Below are 17,871 nucleotides of genomic sequence, written 5' to 3' on the forward strand. Positions count from 1 at the left end.
CATGAGCGATCAAATCTACAACGTCCTGTTTCTCTGCACGGGCAATTCGGCGCGATCCATCCTTGCAGAGGCAATCCTGAACCGCGTCGGCGCTGGCAAGTTCAAGGCCTATTCGGCCGGATCGCATCCCAAAGGGCAAGTGCACCCGTACTCCCTTCAGCTTCTGGAAACCATCAACTACGACACGTCCTTCGCCCGTTCCAAGGACTGGAAGGAATTCGCGGTCCCCGGCGCGCCTGAGATGAATTTCGTTTTCACCGTCTGCGACAACGCGGCCAACGAATCCTGCCCGGTCTGGCCGGGGCAGCCGATGACGGCGCACTGGGGCATTCCTGACCCGGCCGCGGTGGAAGGCACCGACGCCGAAAAGCATCTCGCCTTCGCCGAAGCCTACCGCATGCTCAACAACCGCATCTCGATCTTCGTGAGCTTGCCCATGAACATGGTCGACAAGCTCACCTTGCAGAAGTGCCTGGACGAGATCGGCCGCAACCTGCCGAAGGCCGGCTGAACCCCGTGGCGAACGACCTGCCACGCCGCATCGTCGCGGAAGCCTTGGGAACCGCGCTGCTTGTCGCGACCGTTGTCGGCTCCGGCATCATGGCATCCCGGATGACCCACGACGTTGCCATTTCGCTGCTCGGCAACACGTTGCCGACTGGGGCCATCCTTGTCGTGCTGGTCACGATACTGGGACCGATCTCGGGGGCGCACTTCAATCCCGTCGTCACGCTGGTGTTCGCGCTCCGCCGCGAGATGGAAGCGAACGCGGCGGTCGCCTATGTCATCGCCCAAATCGTCGGCGGCATCGCCGGGACGTTTCTGGCGCACGCCATGTTCGAGTTGCCGATCCTGCAGGCCTCCGCGACGGTGCGGACCGGGACAGGGCAGTGGATCGCCGAGGCAGTCGCGGCCTTCGGCCTTATCTTCACCATCCTGGCAGGCCTGCGCTTCCGCTCCGACGCGATCCCCTGGCTGGTCGGGCTCTACATCACAGCCGCCTACTGGTTCACCGCCTCGACGTCCTTCGCCAACCCGGCCGTCGCGATCGCCCGCGCCTTTTCAGACACGTTTTCTGGCATCCGACCGGTCGACCTGCCGGGTTTCATAGCTGCCGAATTGCTGGGGGCCTTGCTCGCGATGGCCCTGGCGGGCTGGCTGCTTGCCGAACCGAAACCAATCAGACAGATGAAGGCTGCCGAATGACTGTTACGATCTACCACAACCCTGACTGCGGCACCTCCCGGAACACGCTGGCCATGATCCGCCAGTCCGGCGACGAGCCGCAAGTGATCGAATATCTGAAGAACCCGCCACCGCGCGAAAAGCTCGTCGAACTGATTGCTGCGATGGGAAAGACGCCTCGCCAATTGCTGCGCGAGAAGGACACGCCTTACGCTGAACTCGATCTCGGCAATCCCAAGTGGACCGACGATGAAATCCTGGACTTCATGATGGCGCATCCGATCCTGATCAATCGGCCGATCGTGGTGACGCGTCTCGGCGTCGTCCTCGCGCGGCCTTCGGAAGCGGTTCTCGACATCCTGCCCAACCCCAATATCGGGCTGTTCGTCAAAGAGGATGGGGAGGTTGTCGTCGACACAAAGGGCAAGCGCATTGCCTGATGGGGACCATGTGGCCGAAGACTCGCTGCCGAACGTGGACGACGAGCAATCCTGACGCGTCACTGAATATCGCTCACTTCGGCGTGTAAGCCCCTATCTTTATCAGCGGCACTTCACGCTTCCTCATCGTCCACTCGCACGAAGGCTGCTCAGAATCTTCGCTCCATCTGAGCCGACCAACTCTCAGCCATAAGCAAACCCCCGGCCCAGAGGGCCGGGGGTTTGCGGCGATCACCGGAAGAGCTTCGGGCTGTGCTACGGGCGCGCTACGAGACGAACTCGCGCTTGAAGCGGGCGAGCTCATCTGGACGCACGAGGCAATTGCCGCAGCTGCCCATAGGCTAAGTGCGGGTGCCAGTGCCGATATCGCTTTCTTCATGCTTTTCCCAATCGAGCGACTGTCACGAATCCCGCAATCAGTATCAACCTTCTCGGCTCATCGTCGAACCGCGACGGCGATGTCGCGGCCGCCGGACTACGCTACCTGCTGGGTACTCGCCACGAGATGAAGGGCCGGGGCAACATGCGGCAGTTCGTGGATCGTCACGCTCGGGCACACCTTCCGCGCAAGGTCGCACAGGTGCTGATGGTGGGTGAAATAGACTACCTGGCCCACCTTTGCCATTTCCGCGAAGAGTCGGAAGGCTTCCTCTGCACGGAAATCGTCAAAGGTCTCCATGATGTCATCGGCAAGGAAAGGCACCGACCGATGCGAAGAGGAGAACTCGTGATATCCGGCAACGCGAAGCGCAAGATAGAGCTGGAACCGCGTTCCCTTCGACAGCGCGGACGCAATCTTCGATCCGCCGTCCGCGCTCACCGCGACCAGCATCTCCGTGTCCCTGTCAGGCTGGGTAGCGAGACCCCGGTAGTTGCCCCTGCTGATAGTATGGAACGCCTCAGACGCTTGAGCCATCATGGAACTCCGATGGCGGTCCCGGTAAATTCGAAGCGCCTGTTCGGCTGCCGCGACTCCAATGCGTAGATTAAGATAGCGGACAGCCTTTTCTTCGATTTCGAGCAACACAGTCCGGCGACGCTCTTCGACCCGGGCGACGGCATCGTCATCTCCTATTGCATTGACCGCGTCAGCCGCCTTGCTGTGTTCGGTGAACAGTTCCCGGTTCCGTTGATCCTGATCCTCGAAACGGCCTTTGAGTTCTGCCGCCTCCGTTTCAAGGGCCGCCCGATCAGTGTTCTCGAGGGACCGTTCAGCTTCGTCCAGGGTAGGTGATCCAACAGCGTTCATGATGTCTGTCGCGGCGGAATCAGCTTCACCTCTGAGCGTGGCTCGCCGCTCGAGCTGCTGCAGCACGACTCCGATATCCGTAAGCGAGGTCACGCCGAAGAACTGGAGGAGTTCGCCTTTTCGCCGTTCATGGATCGCGATGGCGTCAGACAACTCACGCTGCTTTTCCTTAGCGACCTGGATAGCCTGCTCTTTCTCAACGCGACGGGCCCAAGCGGACGCGGCCTCGCGAACGCGATTTTCTGTCGCCGCGGCGAGATCCAGCGCAGCGGACTGTTGTACGGATATGCTCAGTTCATCAGCGAGGCGGCCCACTTCGGCAGCAAAATCTGCCTGGTCCCTCTCCATCTTCGTGACACGATCTGCCAGTCCGCTCTTCTTCTCGATGAAGGATCCGAGATCGCCGACGGCTGACAGGATCTCTCGAACGTCCGCGACCGGCCGCGGGCCTTGATCGCCCAGCCACGACGCAGAGCACGCCGCTGTCCATTCGGATGTCCAACGCTGATCGTCCGCGGTGGCTTCTTCAAGGATACGCTCGCGGTCTGCCAGTTCCCGCTGACGGTCCTCCAAGTCTCGCCGGAACTGCTTGATTTCGGACGCCCGGTCGACGAGGGCTTGGGCAAATGCCACCAGTGTCTCGAAGCTCGCGTTCGAATCATATGACGCGCCAACAGCGGCGAAGGCGGCTTTCAGCCGGTCGCCAGCGGCCACACCATCGGCTTTCGCCGCTTGCCGATCCCGCTCAGCTGCCCGAAGCGTGGACAATGCCTCGAGAGCCAGATCGCGCGAACCCAACCAAGCCTCCAGCCGTTCGGGGGAACCGTCTGCCTGAAAGCCGGGCGCGATGCGCAAGAAGGCCTCCGCAATTTCGTCGTTGATGCGTTGAAAGTCCGTTCTCGCGGCTTGGAGGAGCTCTTGGGCGCGGGCAATGTCCGCATCCATGACAACAGCGGCTTGAAGGCTCTGCTGAAGTCTCGCCAGTTCATGGACATGCACGAAGCGGGCGTTGGTTGCGAGGTCGTCGCGCCGGAGGGTCTCTTCGAAGAGGTCGGCCGTGCTCTCGTCCAATTTCCGGCGATGGTCTGCCCATGCCTCCTCGCGGGCCGCTCGGACGGTGCCAGCCTCCTGTTCGGTGACGATGCCTGCGACGGCTTCCAATGCTTCGAGTTCGGCGGTCAGGTGCTTGCGATCCGATGCCAGACGCTCCACCTCCTGCTGGTGGCGTTCGACCTTCTTTCGAGCCGTTGCGAGGTCGGCCTTCCACCGCTCGATGCTGAACTTGTCCGGTACGGCCATGTCGAGAAGCTGCTGCGGGTTCCCGGCCCACGGCCTCAGTTCGCGCAGCTTGGACGAGAGCGTCTCCTGGTGTGAAGCAAGGGTCCGGTCGGCCAGTCGCAGACGAACGCCATGGTCGTCGGCTCGCAGCACAGCCAGTGTGGCCGTCATGCCTGCCATGCCGGCGTCGGCAGAGGCATAGGATGCGGCTCCGGTGCCTTGTCCCGCGGCCTCGAATTTTTCGCGCGCTTCGGCCATGCGTCGCCGCGCACCTGAAACCTCGTTCTCTGCCGACCTGAGCGACGACGTCACGCCGGAGCGGCTCTCGATAAGGTCGCTGAGGGCGCCGACGACGGACGTCCCAAGAACCAGACGCGCCGGATCGGCCTCGTCCTCCTGGCCAATCCGACGCAGAATCCCTGCGATCGCAGCGTCGGCCTCGCGCATCTGCAATCGACGTTCGGGAATGTCCTTCGCCGCCGTGAGATAGCGCGCCCGCAGATCCGGGAGCCGCGACGCGCGATCGGCAAGCCTCAGTGCAGCATCGTCGACAGTCTCCTTTTCCAACTCCGACACAAGTTCATCGATGTTCTCGATGGCGCTTCTTGAGCGCGTCGCCAGTTCGATCTCGTCTTTCTGGAGCGTCGCAAGTTCCTCGGCCACCCCGATCGGGGGCTCCGGAAGGGATTCAAGGGGAGCGAGCTTCTCGCGGGCGGCTCGCAACGTTGTCAGACGAGGAAGCGCGATGAGCAGGCGTTGGATCTGGTCGATCCGCGACTGTATGCGGCCGCGAGCGGCAATCGTCTCTTCATACCGTGAGGCGGCGCTTTCTCGCGTGCCGACCAACTGGGCATATCGGCTGGCCAGTGTGTCGATCTTCGCCCGCTCCTCTTTGAGCGCGTCAAGCTGGCTCTTTAGCTCGCCCAATTCTCCGCTCCGCGCTCGCTTCTTGTAGAAGGCGTCCGCTTCCGTTCTCAGGTCGCCAAGCCGGTGGCTCAGGTCGGCCAGGCCAGCGCTGGCCGAAAACAGGAGTTCTCCGAGGTCGCCCTTGCTCGCCAGGATGCTTTCACCGCCTGCCTCGAGCGTGTCGTCGTCGAGCGAGAACATCGTCCGGTAAGACCCCCGATCGATGCCTCCGAGATCTACGCGCAGCACGGCTTCGGAGATAGGCTGGTCATCCGCGTCAAGAAGGCTGTTCTGCGGGCGCTTGATGCGAAAAACCTCTCGCTCACCCGCCGCTAGTTCCAAAGCCGCGCCGAGCCGCATCGAGGCATAGGGATGCAGGAAGTCATAGGGGCTGCGCGTCTCGATCCCGAACAGGAGGTCCAGGACGGCCGCGAGCGCGGTCGATTTCCCGGCCTCGTTCGGGCCATAGACGATATGCAGGTCCGAGCTGCCCTTGGTGCGCTGGCCGAAGTCGATCGTGTGGTCGGTGAACTTTCCGTAACGGGCGAGATCGAGACGACGAATACGCATCAGGCAGCCTCCACGTCCGAGTCGGCATGCAGGCGTGCGACTACGTTGTCCGCGCCCTCATTCAGCAGGTCGGCAACGACGAGGTCGAATGCGGCCTCGTCCTCTCCGAGTATATGACGGCATTCCGGAGGCAGCTGTCCTCTCAGTTCCTCCGCGACCTCGAATGCCGCCGCCTTGAACGCATCCGAACCTGCAATCTCGTCCGAGATCAGACGCCGCAGCTCGCTCAGCGGATCTCCGGAATCGGCTTGCGCAGCCGACGGTGGCTGGCACTGGACCTCCAGTTTCTCGACCCAACAGCGACCCACCGTGGATGCCCGGTCATCGGCTTCGGCCTTGAGGAGGTCGATGTCGCATCGGATGCGCCAGGCGAGGGGAGTGATGCCCGTCAGGCGGACGCGCGCAACCAGGTGATCGGAAGCGGCATCCGTCCGGGTTCGTTCCAGCGCCTTTCCGATTTCCCGAGCCAGGCCGGCCCAGTCTTGAATCTGGCTCGTATCGACTTCGACGCGTTCGAATTGTGCGACGCTGGTGAAGCGCTCTTCGATCCGGACTGACAGGTCGTCGGCAACGGTTACGAGCGATACCGACTTGACGCCGGATTCGTTGATGTCGCGTCCTTGGGGCATGCCGGGCATGACCACGGTACATTTTCCTTCGAACACCGATCGTTTGTGGATGTGGCCGAGCGCCCAGTATTGGAAGCCCGCCGCCTGAAGGTCGGCGAGGCTGCATGGGGCATAGGGATTGTGGCCGCTCGATCCCGAGAGGCTGGTGTGAAGGATGCCGACGTTGAAGGCTCCGTCGATCGCGGGCTTGTACTTGCCGACGAGACTTTCAGGGGCCTGCGGATCGGCAAAGCTCAGGCCATGAACGACGACGGGGAAGTCGCCTCGCGCCCGGTCGACCGCGATGGCGTCGGCCCGCCCGCTGAACACCTTCACCGTTTCCGGAAAGACCAATTCCTTCGTGATCTGCGAGACGGCGTCGTGATTGCCCCGGATAATGAAAACACGAATGCCCGCTTCGTGCAGCCGACGCACCTGTTCCGCGAGAAACCGCGCGGTCTTCATCGATGTCTGCTCGCCGTCGTAGAGATCGCCAGCCAGCAGCAGCGCGTCGACCTGCTCTCGAAGGCAGAGATCAATGACACGGACAAATGCCTGCCGGGTCGCATTCCCGATCAGGTCGGCGAGCTCCGGGCTTCGCATAGCCAAAGACTTGAGTGGTGAATCCAAATGGATATCCGCCGCGTGAACAAACCGATACGCCACTTACGCTGCCTCCCGCAACCAATCAGCTGCCGCTGATTCCCAAGGAACCGTACGTTGCACGCCATAGCGGCAGCGGGTGCCAATTCCTGTCATTTGTCCCCAGGAAACTGCACAGGCTAAATGAAAAGGTCGAAAGGAAGCTGCGTGCGTGCAGCGCTGTCAGCAATTGCGGGGAAAGAAGCGCTAGTCCCGCTAGCGCAGACTACATGAAGAGGCCCGACAGGTGCGTGCGCGCATTGCCGAACTGGAGTGCGACCTCATGGTGACCACACCTATGGGACGCGCGCAAAAATTGTCTTTCCCGTGCTAGGCGGGGGATGCATGACCGCCTTGGTCAACATCCGACCAGCCGATCTTCCGGCCTTCCAATCCGCGAGACCGGCCGACAGGCAAGGCGGACGCGTCGAAGCATTGCGCCCGACGACCTTTCGGCTGAGCTGCCTGTACCGGGTTCCGTCCGCGAGGAAATGCGGCACAAGGTTCGCCGTTTACAAGCAGGGGACGCTGCGGTCATCGAGACGTTCGTCGCCTTCGCAGGACACCGGGATCGGATACGTCCTCGATTACTTTACCAAGGGTTGCGAAGTTGGGAAAACATTTCCCGGGATTCGTCCGCGTCCTTAAACGAATATGCCGTAAGTCGCGACAGTCGGCGGGGCGAGCTCTGACGATAGCTCTGGTCGGATCGACCGTTGTTTCGATAACATCGTTGAGGAGGTTATATTAATGGAAGGTTCGAAAGGCCCGGACGGAACCTCGCACGAGCTGGACCAGACCCTGCCGCGACGGGACGCCGTCCCGTCTCGGCAGGGACGTCGCGGTCAGTCGGGCTTGAAGAAGAGGAATGAGCAGACGATCGACTACGAGAGCCTCGGCATTCCCAGCGCCGCGGTGCCGTTGTTCGAAGAGGCGCGGGAGATGTTTTCTTCGATCGGCCGAAAGAGAACGGACGAGGTCTTCACCTGCGGGGAGGCGCTCTCGAGGGTGCGCGAAAGCGCCCCCAGCCAGGAAGCGTTCGAGCGATGGTCGAAACGTGCGTGCAGCCTGACGAGGCGAGGGGCGGGCAACTACATCGCGGTTCATAACAATCTACGGGAGCATCGGAACGTCCTCGTCGACTGCAGCATGCCGGCAGCGGCGATGTACACTCTGGCGACCGCCGAACAGGAACTCCTCGCTTCCGTAGTCGCAGACCTCAAGGCAGGCAAGCGGCCAACCGTTCGCGAAATCAAGACGCTCGTTTCCGGTGAAACCCAAAGCCTGAAACGAGAGCCTGCCGACACCGCCGGATCCGAGGGCCTGAGGGCGCTGTCGCGGCAGAAGATCCAGAACGCGGTTCCGATCCTCGTCGAGCGGCTTTGGGGTATCCTGAAGGATATCCAGGAGGCGCTCGAGCCGCATTTCGAAGGCAAGAAGGTCGCCAAGGGAGCCCTCGTTGGGAAAGTGGAGCATCCAGCACGCCGAGCCGGAGCCGAGCTGCAGAGCCTGGCGGTCTTCGTCGAACCGAACGCCCAAAGCAGCAGCGATTGGATCGTACATCCGGCGCGCTTACCGCATGGAAGCCAGTGGTGGAAGGTTTCCCAGGTTCTTTACAAACTCGGCGGTCGCGAGGATTGGCCCGACGCCAGCGAACTGGGAGCATGGCTAGTGAACGACGTCGTGCCGGCGCTCGAATTCGCTGTCGGCGCAACCCGTTCAAAAGATGCCGTAGAATGAAAGCGAAGCGATCGCCTCCTCATGCGGCGCGCGGCTCCCGCCCAACGCGTACCTGGGATTCCCGCCGGCACTCGTAGGCCGGATGGCCTTGGGGGCGTCAAGCTGCGAACCTGTGGCAGAAGTGAGACGTGCGCTTGTTCAGCGCTTCCCGCCGATCCTCGGCCGGAAGGAGGAGGAAGGCATCAGCCATGCGCAACCCTCCCTACGCTGCGCGCGAGCCAGGTGGGAAGCTGAGGCGCTGCCGCAACCAGCTCGCTGAACGCAGCGGGCGGCAGTTTCCGTTTCAGGGTGTGTAGGGCAGTCTCTGCTCCCTCCGGTCCGAGCCAGGCAAGCGCTCGCACGGCCTGACCCGCTGGCCGATGTAGCATGGCGAGCTGCCAGCGCGGCGCGTGGCGAAGCTCGACGACCTGCTTGCCAAGGCTCATCATTCTAGTGCGCCGCGATGTCAGATAGACCGACGGGACCGGCACCTGCGTCGTAAGCCCGAGACTGTTGGCAGCAGCCGCACCGCTTGAGACGATGACCTCGCCGCGCTGAGCGGCGAGCGCCTCGACCGCCTGTTCCACTGAGGGCGCTCGGAAACCGAACCGGCCCGTGACCGGCAGCAGGTAGACGCCGCGCCCGGCTCGGAGCAGGAGGCCCCGCTCGGCCAAACGCGACAAAGGCTTGGTCTAACGCGGCGCGGTTGGCTAGGTGAAGCAAGCTCTTCGCTGCGACGGGCGTGCCTCCCGGCAGCCGCTTCACATACTCCAGGATTTGTTCGGTCATCCTACACCGTCGGGCTGGAGTATCTGGCAGGCAGGGAAACCTATCGCCGGTCGATCACAATCCCGACCGCGGCCGCTACCGGGCCGGCGCAATATCAGGTGACGCTCACCTACGCCTGCATGGGGTCCACAGGCTTGGTTTCCCCATTATCGTAGAGTCTCCGCCAATCCAGTTCGACATTACGCCCGAACAGGGGCTAGTACCTCTGCACAGGGATTATGACTCTTTGGCCGTTGGCTTTGGATAGGCCTTGGCAATTTGAGGCGCGCGTTTTCGGTTGAGAACATCCAGTTGATGCGGGCGCCACTGGTGTTTCGCAGGTGCTCCCAGGCAGCGGTCTCTGCGACGAGGCGATCGTAGCTGTCGATACGACGATCGAGGCACTGGCCGCGCAGAACGCCGATTTCGATCTCGACCATGTTGAGCCAGCTGGCGTGCTTGGGCGTGTAGTGGAACTCCAGCCGTCGCAGGATGCGTCGCGCCTCTGATGGCGGCAGGGCCTGATAGAGCGCGGCGGGCGTGTGGGTTGACAGATTGTCGAGCACCACCCTGACGCGTTCGGCTTGGGGGTAATGGATATCGACGAGGTCGCGCATGCAGTGGGCAAAGTCTTGTGCTGCGCGCCGCTCGGTGACCTTGACCTTGCGCCAGGAACGATGCGCATCGAGGAAGACGAACAGGTTTGCGGTGCCGTTGCGTTTGCACTCGAAGTCGTAGCGCTCCAGCCTTCCCGGCGCGACCGGGATTGGCTGACGCACCTCGCTGATGAGTTGGGTCGGGCTTTCGTCGAAGCACACCACGGGCCGCTTCGGATCGGGTGCTTCGGCATAGAGGTCGAGCACATCCTCCATGCGCGCGACATACTCCGCGTCAACCTTTGGAATGCACCACATTTCCTTGCGCCAAGGCTTGAGATCGTTCTCGGCCAGGCACCGACGCACCGTCTCGCGCGACAGCTGTTCGTGCTCGGTCAGCTTGACGAACTCGTCGGCCAACAACTCCAGTGTCCAACGGGCGCGACCCGGCGGCGGGCTGGAACAGGCGGTGGCCACCAGCAAGGCTCCTCCTTGCCGCTCAGCTTGCGCTCCGCCCCGGGGCGCGGCTCTTCGCTGAGCGCCGCCTCCAGACCTATCTCCACGAAGCGGCGCTTGGTGCGGTAGACCGTGGAGCCGCCGACCACCACCGTCGTCGCAATGGTTTCGTCGCCCAGGCCGACATCGGCAGCGAGCAGAATCTGGGCCCGCTTGAGCTTGCGCGCCGGATGCTTGCCGCTTCGCAGCATCGTTGTGAGTGCGTCGCGTTCGGGTTGGTCGAGATCGACGCGATAGCGTACATTCATCCGGAAGGCCTCCTTCGGTTTGCGGAGATTCCGGAAGAATCGACAAATGAATCAATTAGTTGACGGGCGGTCGCCAGCGGGTCCCAGCTTCACCGAAAAGCAGGGCCAGTATCTCGCCTTCATCTGGACCTACGGCTTGCTCAACGCTCGCTCGCCGGCCGAACGCGATATGCAGCGCTTCTTCGGCGTCACCGCACCTTCCGTCCATCAGATGGTGCTCACCCTTGAGCGCACTGGATTGATCCGCAGGCAACCGGGCCTCGCGCGCAGTATTGAACTGCTTGTCGAACCCGATAGCCTTCCCAGGCTACAACCCATCCAATCCGTCAAATCCTCTGTGCAGAGGTACTAGTGCCGTTCACCGCATCCGCCGACGGCCGAGTTATTGCGGGCTCCAATGTCATGAAATAGCGGGATTTTTTGTCGGTTATGCATCGGCTGGCCTAACGATAATTCTCCCTGCTTACAGGGTAACAATTGACTCATAATGTTAGCCGCAGCTAAGTTTGGCGTTGAGAGGGGACCAACTGAGACTGATCGCATCCACCTGAAGGAGGTTGGATCACTATGTCAGGCAACATCGCAACTTGGTTTCGTACGCACTACATCGCAGCTATCGTCGGTCCAGCATCGGGGGCGATATTCGCCCTTGGTGGCACTTACTTTATCCATCCCTACTCGGGCAGCCAGCAGCAGTTGCCTGCACCTCAGATCGTCTGCGCCCAACCGCCCACGAACATGCAGAAACTTCCCCAAGGGGTTGCAGGTTGGTCGGGGCAAACTGGCACAAGCCAGTTTGCGATGAACGGCGGCCTGAAGGACGGGCTGCTTGGTGGACTAGGGAGCGACGCATATATCGATGACCGCGCTCTTTCCGGGTTGGCCGACGAGCAGTCGAGCTATCCTCAGTTCCAGGCGACCTTCAACCATAGCAAGAAATATGGGCCGCCCCCCGGAGTGAATAAGAGATCGGGTAAAGTCACCAGCTCCTTGAACGGCATGAGTGGATTTAATGCGGTGAGGCGATACACTCCGAATCCGAAGTTTGTGCCGTACCCGAAGAAGTCCAGTGGCGCGGGTTATGTTGACCCGGCTGACGCTGGTCAAAACTATCAGTAAGACATATTTGACAAACCGCTTATCCCGTTCGCTCAGGGGACCACAACATCTTGACGTAGCAGAATTGAGGGAAAGCACCCCAAAACTGCCGCGCGGCGCCTTGGCGATGCCAAGGAGGGGCGCGGTGCCATTCACAGCAGCATCGTTCAGCTGATGGTGTCACGATTCGGGATGGGCAGTCACGGCGCCGCTCCGCGACGGCGTCAGATCATTCGGCGGCGATCGCCAGCGCCCTGCCTACCTCGCCGAACGGAACTCAAGGACCAGAAGAAGGTCGAGGCCCCAGTTCCAGGGCCACTTTGTCGCGAAGCTCGCCGATCTTGTCGAGGATGCGCTGGACCTCTGAAGCATCCGGGAGAGGTTCCGCCGTATATGGATCGTCGACAGGGTAACGAAAGGCGGTCGCCCAAGGCGATATCGGCACCAGCACAACGGCATCGCCAAGCAGCGGGTGCGTGTTGGGCAACGCGCCGACGAGCCTGCGGAGATCGTGGCCGCCCGATCCCCTGAGGTAGGGAAGCCCAAGATGGACGAGCAGCGTCTTGATCAGCTTCTCAACCGCCTGCTGGCAGTGATAGGCCGCTGCGGGAATGTTCGGTTCCGGATCCGGCAAGAGCGAGCGGCGGGCAGCGTCGATATCGGTGTCGGCGATATCTAGCCAGGCATGTGCATCGGAACTCACGGATGCGCCGTCATGCCCGAGGTCGGTTCGAGCGATCCGATGATCGCGTATCCGTCGCGTGCGATGTCATGGCTCAGGCTGTCGATATCGTCCCTCTTGGCCTCAAATACGGAGCGGCGCAACGGGTACACCTGGATGGACGCATCGAGGTCGGAAACGAGTTCCCAGAGTTTCGACGGCGTGAACTGCTGTGGCCGAACATTGTCCGGCAGCACCACGCAGAGATCCCAGTCGCTGTCGGGCTGGTGATCTCCACGCGCCCGGCTTCCGAACAGGATGACGGCCTCTGCATGGGTAGCCTCTGCAAGACGTTCTGCAGCGGTCTCGACATCTCGTTCAATGACGATCTCAGCCATGCTGTTCTCTCCAATCTTACGAGATGATACAGCGGGAGCACGCAATCGTGAAGCGGTGTTCACGCATCGACCACCCAGGCCCTGCCAAGATGCCGCTGTCGAAATATGCCGCCCGCACCGCCATTCACTCAGCGGCCAGCGCGATAGCCGGCCGTTGTGCGGGCAGCGCCAGTATCCGCGGAACGAGTTGATCCGGCTTGCTGTAGCGCCGCCGTCCGGTCATCCGCTCCTCGCCCTTTCGCCGCGGCATAAGCACTGGCCGCTTGGAACGCTTCAGCCGCATGTACTGGCGAGGCTCCTCGAACTCCCTCACGCCACAGAAGTCCCATCCATAGGCGCGGAACAGTTCCGGCTCTTCCTCTCGGAAGCGGTCCACCCACAAGACGAGGTTGTCGAGTACCTCGACCCGATGCACCCGATAGAAGCGGGCGAGATCCTTCACGATCTGCCGCTTGTTCGGGTGGCACATTTCCATGATGTCTTTGATGTGTTCCTTCTTCCACTGGGTCGTGTCTCCGACGATCCCGCAGTAGGTGACCGGACCGACCCGGCGGCCAGGCCCGCCAAAGCCTCTTCAAGGTTGCTTTGATCGCCTTCGATTGCGGCGAGATCAGTCAGCTTGTCCAGCCAGTGCTGCATTCGTTTTCCTCCGTGATCGCTCCGGTGCTTCGGTTCCTGCGCCGCCTGCGACTGTTTCAGCGATCGTAGCATATGGCTCCGCAGATCTTTATGGGCTCCATGCAATGAGGTTTAAGGACTAGGTCACAGCTCAGGAGATGAAGCTATTAGAGCGGCTCGCCGGCTTGGAGCCCGACCCGTAGGAACGCCAAGAACAAATCGCGCTTCCGGGTTCCTTGGAATTCCCCGTTGACATGGATCAATTTTCGCTGAAGCATTAGTAGAATATAAGTATTACGCGGCCTGAATCGGCATTTCGTAGGAGAGGAAATTTGTTGATGATGTATATTACTATGAGTCATATTGTCGAGGTCGTGACTTATTCTGAAGTCAAACTTGTATCGGACGATATTGACAATTCCATTTGTGTATTCGATGTGATGATGGCATCACTCCATGCGCAACAGATCGGAATTGAGCAGAGGTTGGAGTTCCGCTTCGATTTGAACGATATGAATATCGCTGGCCGATCTGCCGATGGCAGAAAATTTGATTACTCCATGCGCCTTGGGATTCCTTTTGGCCCGCCGGACGAACTTCCGGCATATTCGAGGTGCCGGAGCAAACCAAATGAGTTCATCGCGGATATTCTTTACTCGGCGTTGTATGAGCAGAGCGAGCGGCGCCAGACCGTCATTTCGGAGAACGGCCCGCATCCCGGCGCGAGCTTTCAAAGCTGAAGGATACAGGTGCGTTCGATGATTCTGAGGACAAATGTCGCGAGCAGAATCGAGCGATCGTTGAGGCTATCCATCATTTGAGGTTGAAGCGTTACTCGCCTCGATTGAGCGATCCGCGCACTAGCTCGTATGTCGTCTCTGGCCAACAGGTGAGGCCGTGTCGGTTCCCACGGGACGCCGCACTGGCTGTCGTTTGCTTCGCTGACTCGCCGTCGTCCCTGTGCGGCCATCATCATGCTTCCGTCAGCGTGACGTTTCGAGCGACCATGGCCGTTGACTCTGTCTTGAGTGTTCTGTATTTGTTCCCGTCACCATGAAACAGGCATCGCTCCTCATACGCTGATCGCCCCGACGCTGCACTTCGCAGCGGCCGATCATTCTTGCGTATGCGTATGGAGCGTCCCATGACCGCCCACCCTGAAATCCAAACCGACCAACTCGCGTCCGTCCGCGCCGATGCCGCGCGTCTTCATTTTCATCCACGCGGAACCGTTCGTTGTGTCGGCGCGCCTCTGTTCAGGAACCAGGTCGCGCGAGACCTCGGATGCCTGCTCGACCTCGACCCGGCGGTGGTCGAATGGTCATGCCTCCCGCTCGTCCTGCATCGCCGGGGCGACAGCCACGTTCCGGATTTCCTAGTCCTCCGGGAAGAGGGGGCATGTCTGTTGGATTCATTTGCTGCGGCAAGCGACCCTCGGGACCGTTGGAACGAGCAAGCCGCTGCCGAAATTGGTTTCCGTTACTCCGCATGGTCGGCTGATGATCTCAGAGCGGGGTACACGCTCGATAACGCGAAGGACCTCCTGCGGTATGCCCGTTGGCATTGTCCGCTGGGCGACCGTGTTCGCCTCCTTGCAGCGCTGGACGATAATGGCTCGCTGACCGTTGCGGAATGCATTCCGGCGTTTCGCGAAGCGCCGCCAATAGCAGGGTTTTCGTCGCTGGTCCTGCATCGCTTCGTCGAGATCGATCTCGACGAAGCCAGGATCGGACCCGAGACCGCCGTCCGCCGTATCCGCAGCTGAACGCGGCTTCGGAACACCACCGCCCGCGGCCGCACCCGAGCGCCGGGAACCATCAAGTCAGGATTTCCAATGAAACAGATGTCGAAAGCGCTGAGCATCAAGCTCGCCTCAAACGCAACGCGGTTCGTCGCTTACTGCACAGTAATGCGGGCACTCAGGCATCAACGCGAATTCCTGTCGGGACGACCGGCCGTGATCGTCCTGATCGCACAGAGGGAAGAGGACGTGGAAATTTATGAGAGCGCGACCAAATTCCCGGCGCAGAGAGAATCGCTCATCACCGGAAGCGTGTACGATCGCGACCGGACGCTCGTCATGACGGTCAAACCGGAGGGCCGGAGAAAGTCCGAACGGTTCGACCTCCTTGGGCTCACAGGTTCCAACGACCGCATTATCGTTGTCACGCATTCCCGCGACCTTCTCGCGGAAAACGTCGACGCGGTTGCGGATGCCGTGCTTGTGCTTCCGGCCGTCCAGCCCCGATACCTCAAGGCGGCCGCCCGTTTCTGTCGCGGTCAGCTCCTGTCGGACGAGGACGCCTCATTCCTGGCGACCGTCCCGCTGCACGTTCTCGGCGCGATCTGGCGCAAGGGCAGGGGGCTGGACAAGGTTCTGCAAGCTGCTCGCGCCATCACCCTGACCGCTCCAAAGACGAGCCTAGGGCAGGGACCGACACTGGACGACCTCCATGGACTGGGCGCCGCGGCCGACTGGGGAAGGGAGCTTGCCGTCGACTTGAAGGACTGGCGCGCAGGCAAGATCGGGTGGTCGGAAGTCGACAGGGGAATCCTGCTCAGCGGGCCGCCGGGGTCGGGCAAGACGATGTTCGCCGCGGCCCTCGCGCGGACCTGTGGAGTCCATCTTGTCTTGGGTTCGCTGGCGCGCTGGCAGGCAATGGGCCACTTGGGAGATCTTTTGAAGGCGATGAGAGGCGCGTTCGCTGAAGGCATGAAGAATGCGCCCTCGATCGTGTTCATTGACGAAATCGATTCCGTAGGGGACAGGATGACCTTCTCCGGGCACAACGCGCAATACAGCCGTGAGGTCGTCAATGGCCTGCTGGAATGCCTCGATGGATCCGGTGGCCGGGAAGGCGTCGTCGTGGTCGGGGCGACGAACTTTCCCCATATGCTGGATGCGGCGCTGACCCGTCCGGGTCGCCTCGACAGGCATGTGAACATTCCGCTGCCGGACATGGCGGGACGACAAGGAATTCTCGGCTGGCATCTAGCCGAGGCGTCGTCTGCTCTGGACCTGACTTCCGTCGCCGCTCGCACGGACGGCTGGACAGGGGCAGCCCTGGAACAGCTCGCCCGGCAGGCGCGTCGCCGTGCGCGCCGTGCCCGGCGCGATGTCGAAACCGCGGATTTGCTCGCTGAATTGCCCGAGCTGGTACCTCTTCCCGAAGCCATGCTGTGGCGAAACGCGATCCACGAGGCCGGTCACGTTGTCGTCGGCCTGACGCTGGGTGTCGGCGATTTCAGGAGCGTGGAGATCATCGACGCCTTCGACTCGTCAGGCGAGACCATGCAAAGGGGAGGAGGGGCGCTTTTCGACGAGCAGGTCTTTCCGGAGCGGACCAAGGCCGGCTTCCTGGACCGGATCGCTCTCGCGCTTGCAGGACTGGCAGCCGAGGAGGTTGTCTTCGGTTCGAGGTCTGCCGGCGGAGGGGGCAGGAAAGGTTCGGACCTTCACATCGCCACGGTGACTGCCCTGCAGGTCGAAGCCGCCTACGGGATGGGTGCAGGATTCACGTTCCTGTCCGGGGCAAGCGAGGAGGAACTGCTGGTGACGCTGCATATGAATGGCGGCCTGCAGGCCAGGGTGGAAAACCTCCTTGCCGCGGAGTTCCGTCGCGCGAAGACGCTTGTGGAAGAGATGAGACCCGAGCTCGAAAATATTGCGGCGGCGCTGCTTCGTGAGCGCCGTCTGTCGGCAGAAACGGTCGAGGAACTTATTTCATGGTAAGCGTTCTCGGGCTGATGCCCTTCCGTGAATTGTCAGTGCCGTTCCTCGTTCCTCCCGCCCCCAGATCCTGAACTTCGCCTCGTGCTGCCCTCTTGGAAGCGCTGGAAACCTTGAAGGCGCAGGGCGATCGTCGCCAGGCTCGCCGCTGAGCCAACGCGCCTATGTCGACGTACGTGTTCCACCACAGATCAAGGATTAAACTTCTGATGGCGGTTGCTACCGAATGGCGAGTATCTGGCTATCGGCAGTTTTGCGGGTTTCCTAGCGGTAGTTTTACGAGTCGGCTTGGTCGACGCAAGTGAGGACAGACCTAATCGCCCGAAGGATGCCGAAGTCTGCGTCTCAAACTTGGCAGCCGCCCTAGGTAAGAACCCTCTCGAAACGCGAAAGCTGGCGCTCGAGAACCTGCAAAGCTTCGGCATTAGGTAGCAAAAACCACCAGGCTTAAAATGGCATCCCTTCCCGATGACCTGCGCGCGTGGAAGGCCGTGCCCCAGGTCACGCTGAACACTGTCTTGCAGGTCTTTTCAGTGCATTCGAAACGGTTACGACTCGTCGTATGGGCACTGCACCGTTCCGCAGCTAGGGCAAGTTTCTTACCCGGAACCCGGTCCGGAGTTGATCGGAGCGAAGTCAGG

The 17,871-nt window shown here is 61.3% G+C and carries 14 protein-coding genes and 3 pseudogenes; 9 read left to right on the plus strand and 8 right to left on the minus strand.

From position 1 onward, the window contains the following. The first annotated feature begins 1 nt into the window (after nt 1). Genes NKJ06_RS03640 through arsC form a run of 3 tightly spaced genes read left to right on the plus strand, consistent with a single transcriptional unit; the run spans nt 2 to nt 1,625 of the window. On the plus strand, nt 2-511 hold the full coding sequence (locus tag NKJ06_RS03640) for an arsenate reductase ArsC (RefSeq protein ID WP_352511155.1): 510 nt from the start codon (nt 2-4) through the stop codon (nt 509-511). Nucleotides 512-516: 5 nt separating this feature from the next. Then, the gene (locus NKJ06_RS03645; RefSeq protein WP_352511153.1) at nt 517-1,206 is read left to right on the plus strand and encodes an aquaporin; all 690 of its coding nucleotides are present in this window, start codon (nt 517-519) and stop codon (nt 1,204-1,206) included. Next, a complete protein-coding gene (gene arsC / locus NKJ06_RS03650; RefSeq protein ID WP_352511151.1) occupies nt 1,203-1,625 on the plus strand; it encodes an arsenate reductase (glutaredoxin) in 423 nt (140 codons plus the stop codon). The genes NKJ06_RS03645 and arsC overlap by 4 nt, the downstream gene beginning before the upstream one ends. A 475-nt stretch (nt 1,626-2,100) precedes the next feature. On the opposite strand, the gene NKJ06_RS03655 is transcribed toward arsC, so the two are convergent. Both NKJ06_RS03655 and NKJ06_RS03660 read right to left on the minus strand, forming a co-directional pair. Further along, on the minus strand, nt 2,101-5,628 hold the full coding sequence (locus NKJ06_RS03655) for an AAA family ATPase (protein ID WP_352511150.1): 3,528 nt from the start codon (nt 5,626-5,628) through the stop codon (nt 2,101-2,103). Then, nucleotides 5,628-6,902, minus strand: a complete 1,275-nt coding sequence (locus tag NKJ06_RS03660; protein ID WP_352511148.1) for a metallophosphoesterase family protein — start codon at nt 6,900-6,902, stop codon at nt 5,628-5,630. Before NKJ06_RS03660 ends, NKJ06_RS03655 begins: the two co-directional genes overlap by 1 nt. A gap of 726 nt (nt 6,903-7,628) precedes the next feature. Between NKJ06_RS03660 and NKJ06_RS03665 the strand changes: the two genes are divergently transcribed. Next, nucleotides 7,629-8,618, plus strand: coding sequence for a hypothetical protein (locus NKJ06_RS03665; RefSeq protein ID WP_352809127.1), 990 nt, complete (start codon nt 7,629-7,631; stop codon nt 8,616-8,618). A gap of 182 nt (nt 8,619-8,800) precedes the next feature. On the opposite strand, the pseudogene NKJ06_RS03670 reads toward NKJ06_RS03665, so the two are convergent. Then, nucleotides 8,801-9,386: pseudogene (locus NKJ06_RS03670) on the minus strand (DUF6088 family protein). A 216-nt stretch (nt 9,387-9,602) separates the two neighbouring features. After that, nucleotides 9,603-10,725: pseudogene (locus NKJ06_RS03675) on the minus strand (IS630 family transposase). Nucleotides 10,726-10,771: 46 nt separating this feature from the next. Between NKJ06_RS03675 and NKJ06_RS03680 the strand changes: the two are divergent. Next, a complete protein-coding gene (locus NKJ06_RS03680) occupies nt 10,772-11,077 on the plus strand; it encodes a LexA family protein (protein ID WP_352511145.1) in 306 nt (101 codons plus the stop codon). 215 nt (nt 11,078-11,292) lie between these two features. Continuing rightward, nucleotides 11,293-11,844, plus strand: coding sequence for a hypothetical protein (locus NKJ06_RS03685; RefSeq protein ID WP_352511144.1), 552 nt, complete (start codon nt 11,293-11,295; stop codon nt 11,842-11,844). Between the two features lie 256 nt (nt 11,845-12,100). On the opposite strand, the gene NKJ06_RS03690 is transcribed toward NKJ06_RS03685, so the two are convergent. The 4 genes and pseudogenes from NKJ06_RS03690 to NKJ06_RS35780 form a co-directional block, all read right to left on the minus strand. Continuing rightward, nucleotides 12,101-12,526 (minus strand): HEPN domain-containing protein, encoded by a 426-nt coding sequence (locus NKJ06_RS03690; RefSeq protein WP_352511143.1) that lies wholly within the window; start codon nt 12,524-12,526, stop codon nt 12,101-12,103. Further along, nucleotides 12,523-12,882, minus strand: coding sequence for a nucleotidyltransferase domain-containing protein (locus tag NKJ06_RS03695; RefSeq protein ID WP_352511142.1), 360 nt, complete (start codon nt 12,880-12,882; stop codon nt 12,523-12,525). The genes NKJ06_RS03690 and NKJ06_RS03695 overlap by 4 nt, the downstream gene beginning before the upstream one ends. 124 nt (nt 12,883-13,006) lie before the next feature. Beyond that, nucleotides 13,007-13,357: a hypothetical protein gene (locus NKJ06_RS03700; RefSeq protein WP_352511141.1), complete on the minus strand. Its 351-nt coding sequence runs from the start codon at nt 13,355-13,357 to the stop codon at nt 13,007-13,009. Between the two features lie 77 nt (nt 13,358-13,434). Then, nucleotides 13,435-13,521, minus strand: a pseudogene (locus NKJ06_RS35780) (transcriptional regulator TraR); the annotation flags it as partial. Nucleotides 13,522-13,838: 317 nt separating this feature from the next. On the opposite strand from NKJ06_RS35780, the gene NKJ06_RS03705 reads away from it, so the two are divergent. From NKJ06_RS03705 to NKJ06_RS03715, 3 genes are all read left to right on the plus strand, one after another. Further along, nucleotides 13,839-14,240, plus strand: coding sequence for a hypothetical protein (locus tag NKJ06_RS03705; RefSeq protein ID WP_352511140.1), 402 nt, complete (start codon nt 13,839-13,841; stop codon nt 14,238-14,240). Between the two features lie 404 nt (nt 14,241-14,644). Continuing rightward, nucleotides 14,645-15,265, plus strand: a complete 621-nt coding sequence (locus tag NKJ06_RS03710) for a hypothetical protein (RefSeq protein ID WP_352512711.1) — start codon at nt 14,645-14,647, stop codon at nt 15,263-15,265. A 69-nt stretch (nt 15,266-15,334) separates the two neighbouring features. Then, nucleotides 15,335-17,233, plus strand: a complete 1,899-nt coding sequence (locus NKJ06_RS03715; RefSeq protein WP_352512710.1) for an AAA family ATPase — start codon at nt 15,335-15,337, stop codon at nt 17,231-17,233. Nucleotides 17,234-17,871: the final 638 nt, after the last annotated feature.

Source organism: Mesorhizobium sp. M0293 (assembly GCF_040321735.1).
Lineage (GTDB): Bacteria > Pseudomonadota > Alphaproteobacteria > Rhizobiales > Rhizobiaceae > Mesorhizobium.

Excerpts from the sequence above, each read along its gene's own strand:
- NKJ06_RS03665 (WP_352809127.1), top strand. The coding sequence starts at position 7,629 with ATGGAAGGTTCGAAAGGCCCGGACGGAACCTCGCACGAGCTGGACCAG.
- NKJ06_RS03640 (WP_352511155.1), top strand. The coding sequence starts at position 2 with ATGAGCGATCAAATCTACAACGTCCTGTTTCTCTGCACGGGCAATTCG.
- NKJ06_RS03715 (WP_352512710.1), top strand. The coding sequence starts at position 15,335 with ATGAAACAGATGTCGAAAGCGCTGAGCATCAAGCTCGCCTCAAACGCA.
- NKJ06_RS03705 (WP_352511140.1), top strand. The coding sequence starts at position 13,839 with ATGATGTATATTACTATGAGTCATATTGTCGAGGTCGTGACTTATTCT.
- NKJ06_RS03700 (WP_352511141.1), bottom strand. The coding sequence starts at position 13,357 with ATGGAAATGTGCCACCCGAACAAGCGGCAGATCGTGAAGGATCTCGCC.
- arsC (WP_352511151.1), top strand. The coding sequence starts at position 1,203 with ATGACTGTTACGATCTACCACAACCCTGACTGCGGCACCTCCCGGAAC.
- NKJ06_RS03695 (WP_352511142.1), bottom strand. The coding sequence starts at position 12,882 with ATGGCTGAGATCGTCATTGAACGAGATGTCGAGACCGCTGCAGAACGT.
- NKJ06_RS03655 (WP_352511150.1), bottom strand. The coding sequence starts at position 5,628 with ATGCGTATTCGTCGTCTCGATCTCGCCCGTTACGGAAAGTTCACCGAC.
- NKJ06_RS03680 (WP_352511145.1), top strand. The coding sequence starts at position 10,772 with ATGAATCAATTAGTTGACGGGCGGTCGCCAGCGGGTCCCAGCTTCACC.
- NKJ06_RS03685 (WP_352511144.1), top strand. The coding sequence starts at position 11,293 with ATGTCAGGCAACATCGCAACTTGGTTTCGTACGCACTACATCGCAGCT.
- NKJ06_RS03710 (WP_352512711.1), top strand. The coding sequence starts at position 14,645 with ATGACCGCCCACCCTGAAATCCAAACCGACCAACTCGCGTCCGTCCGC.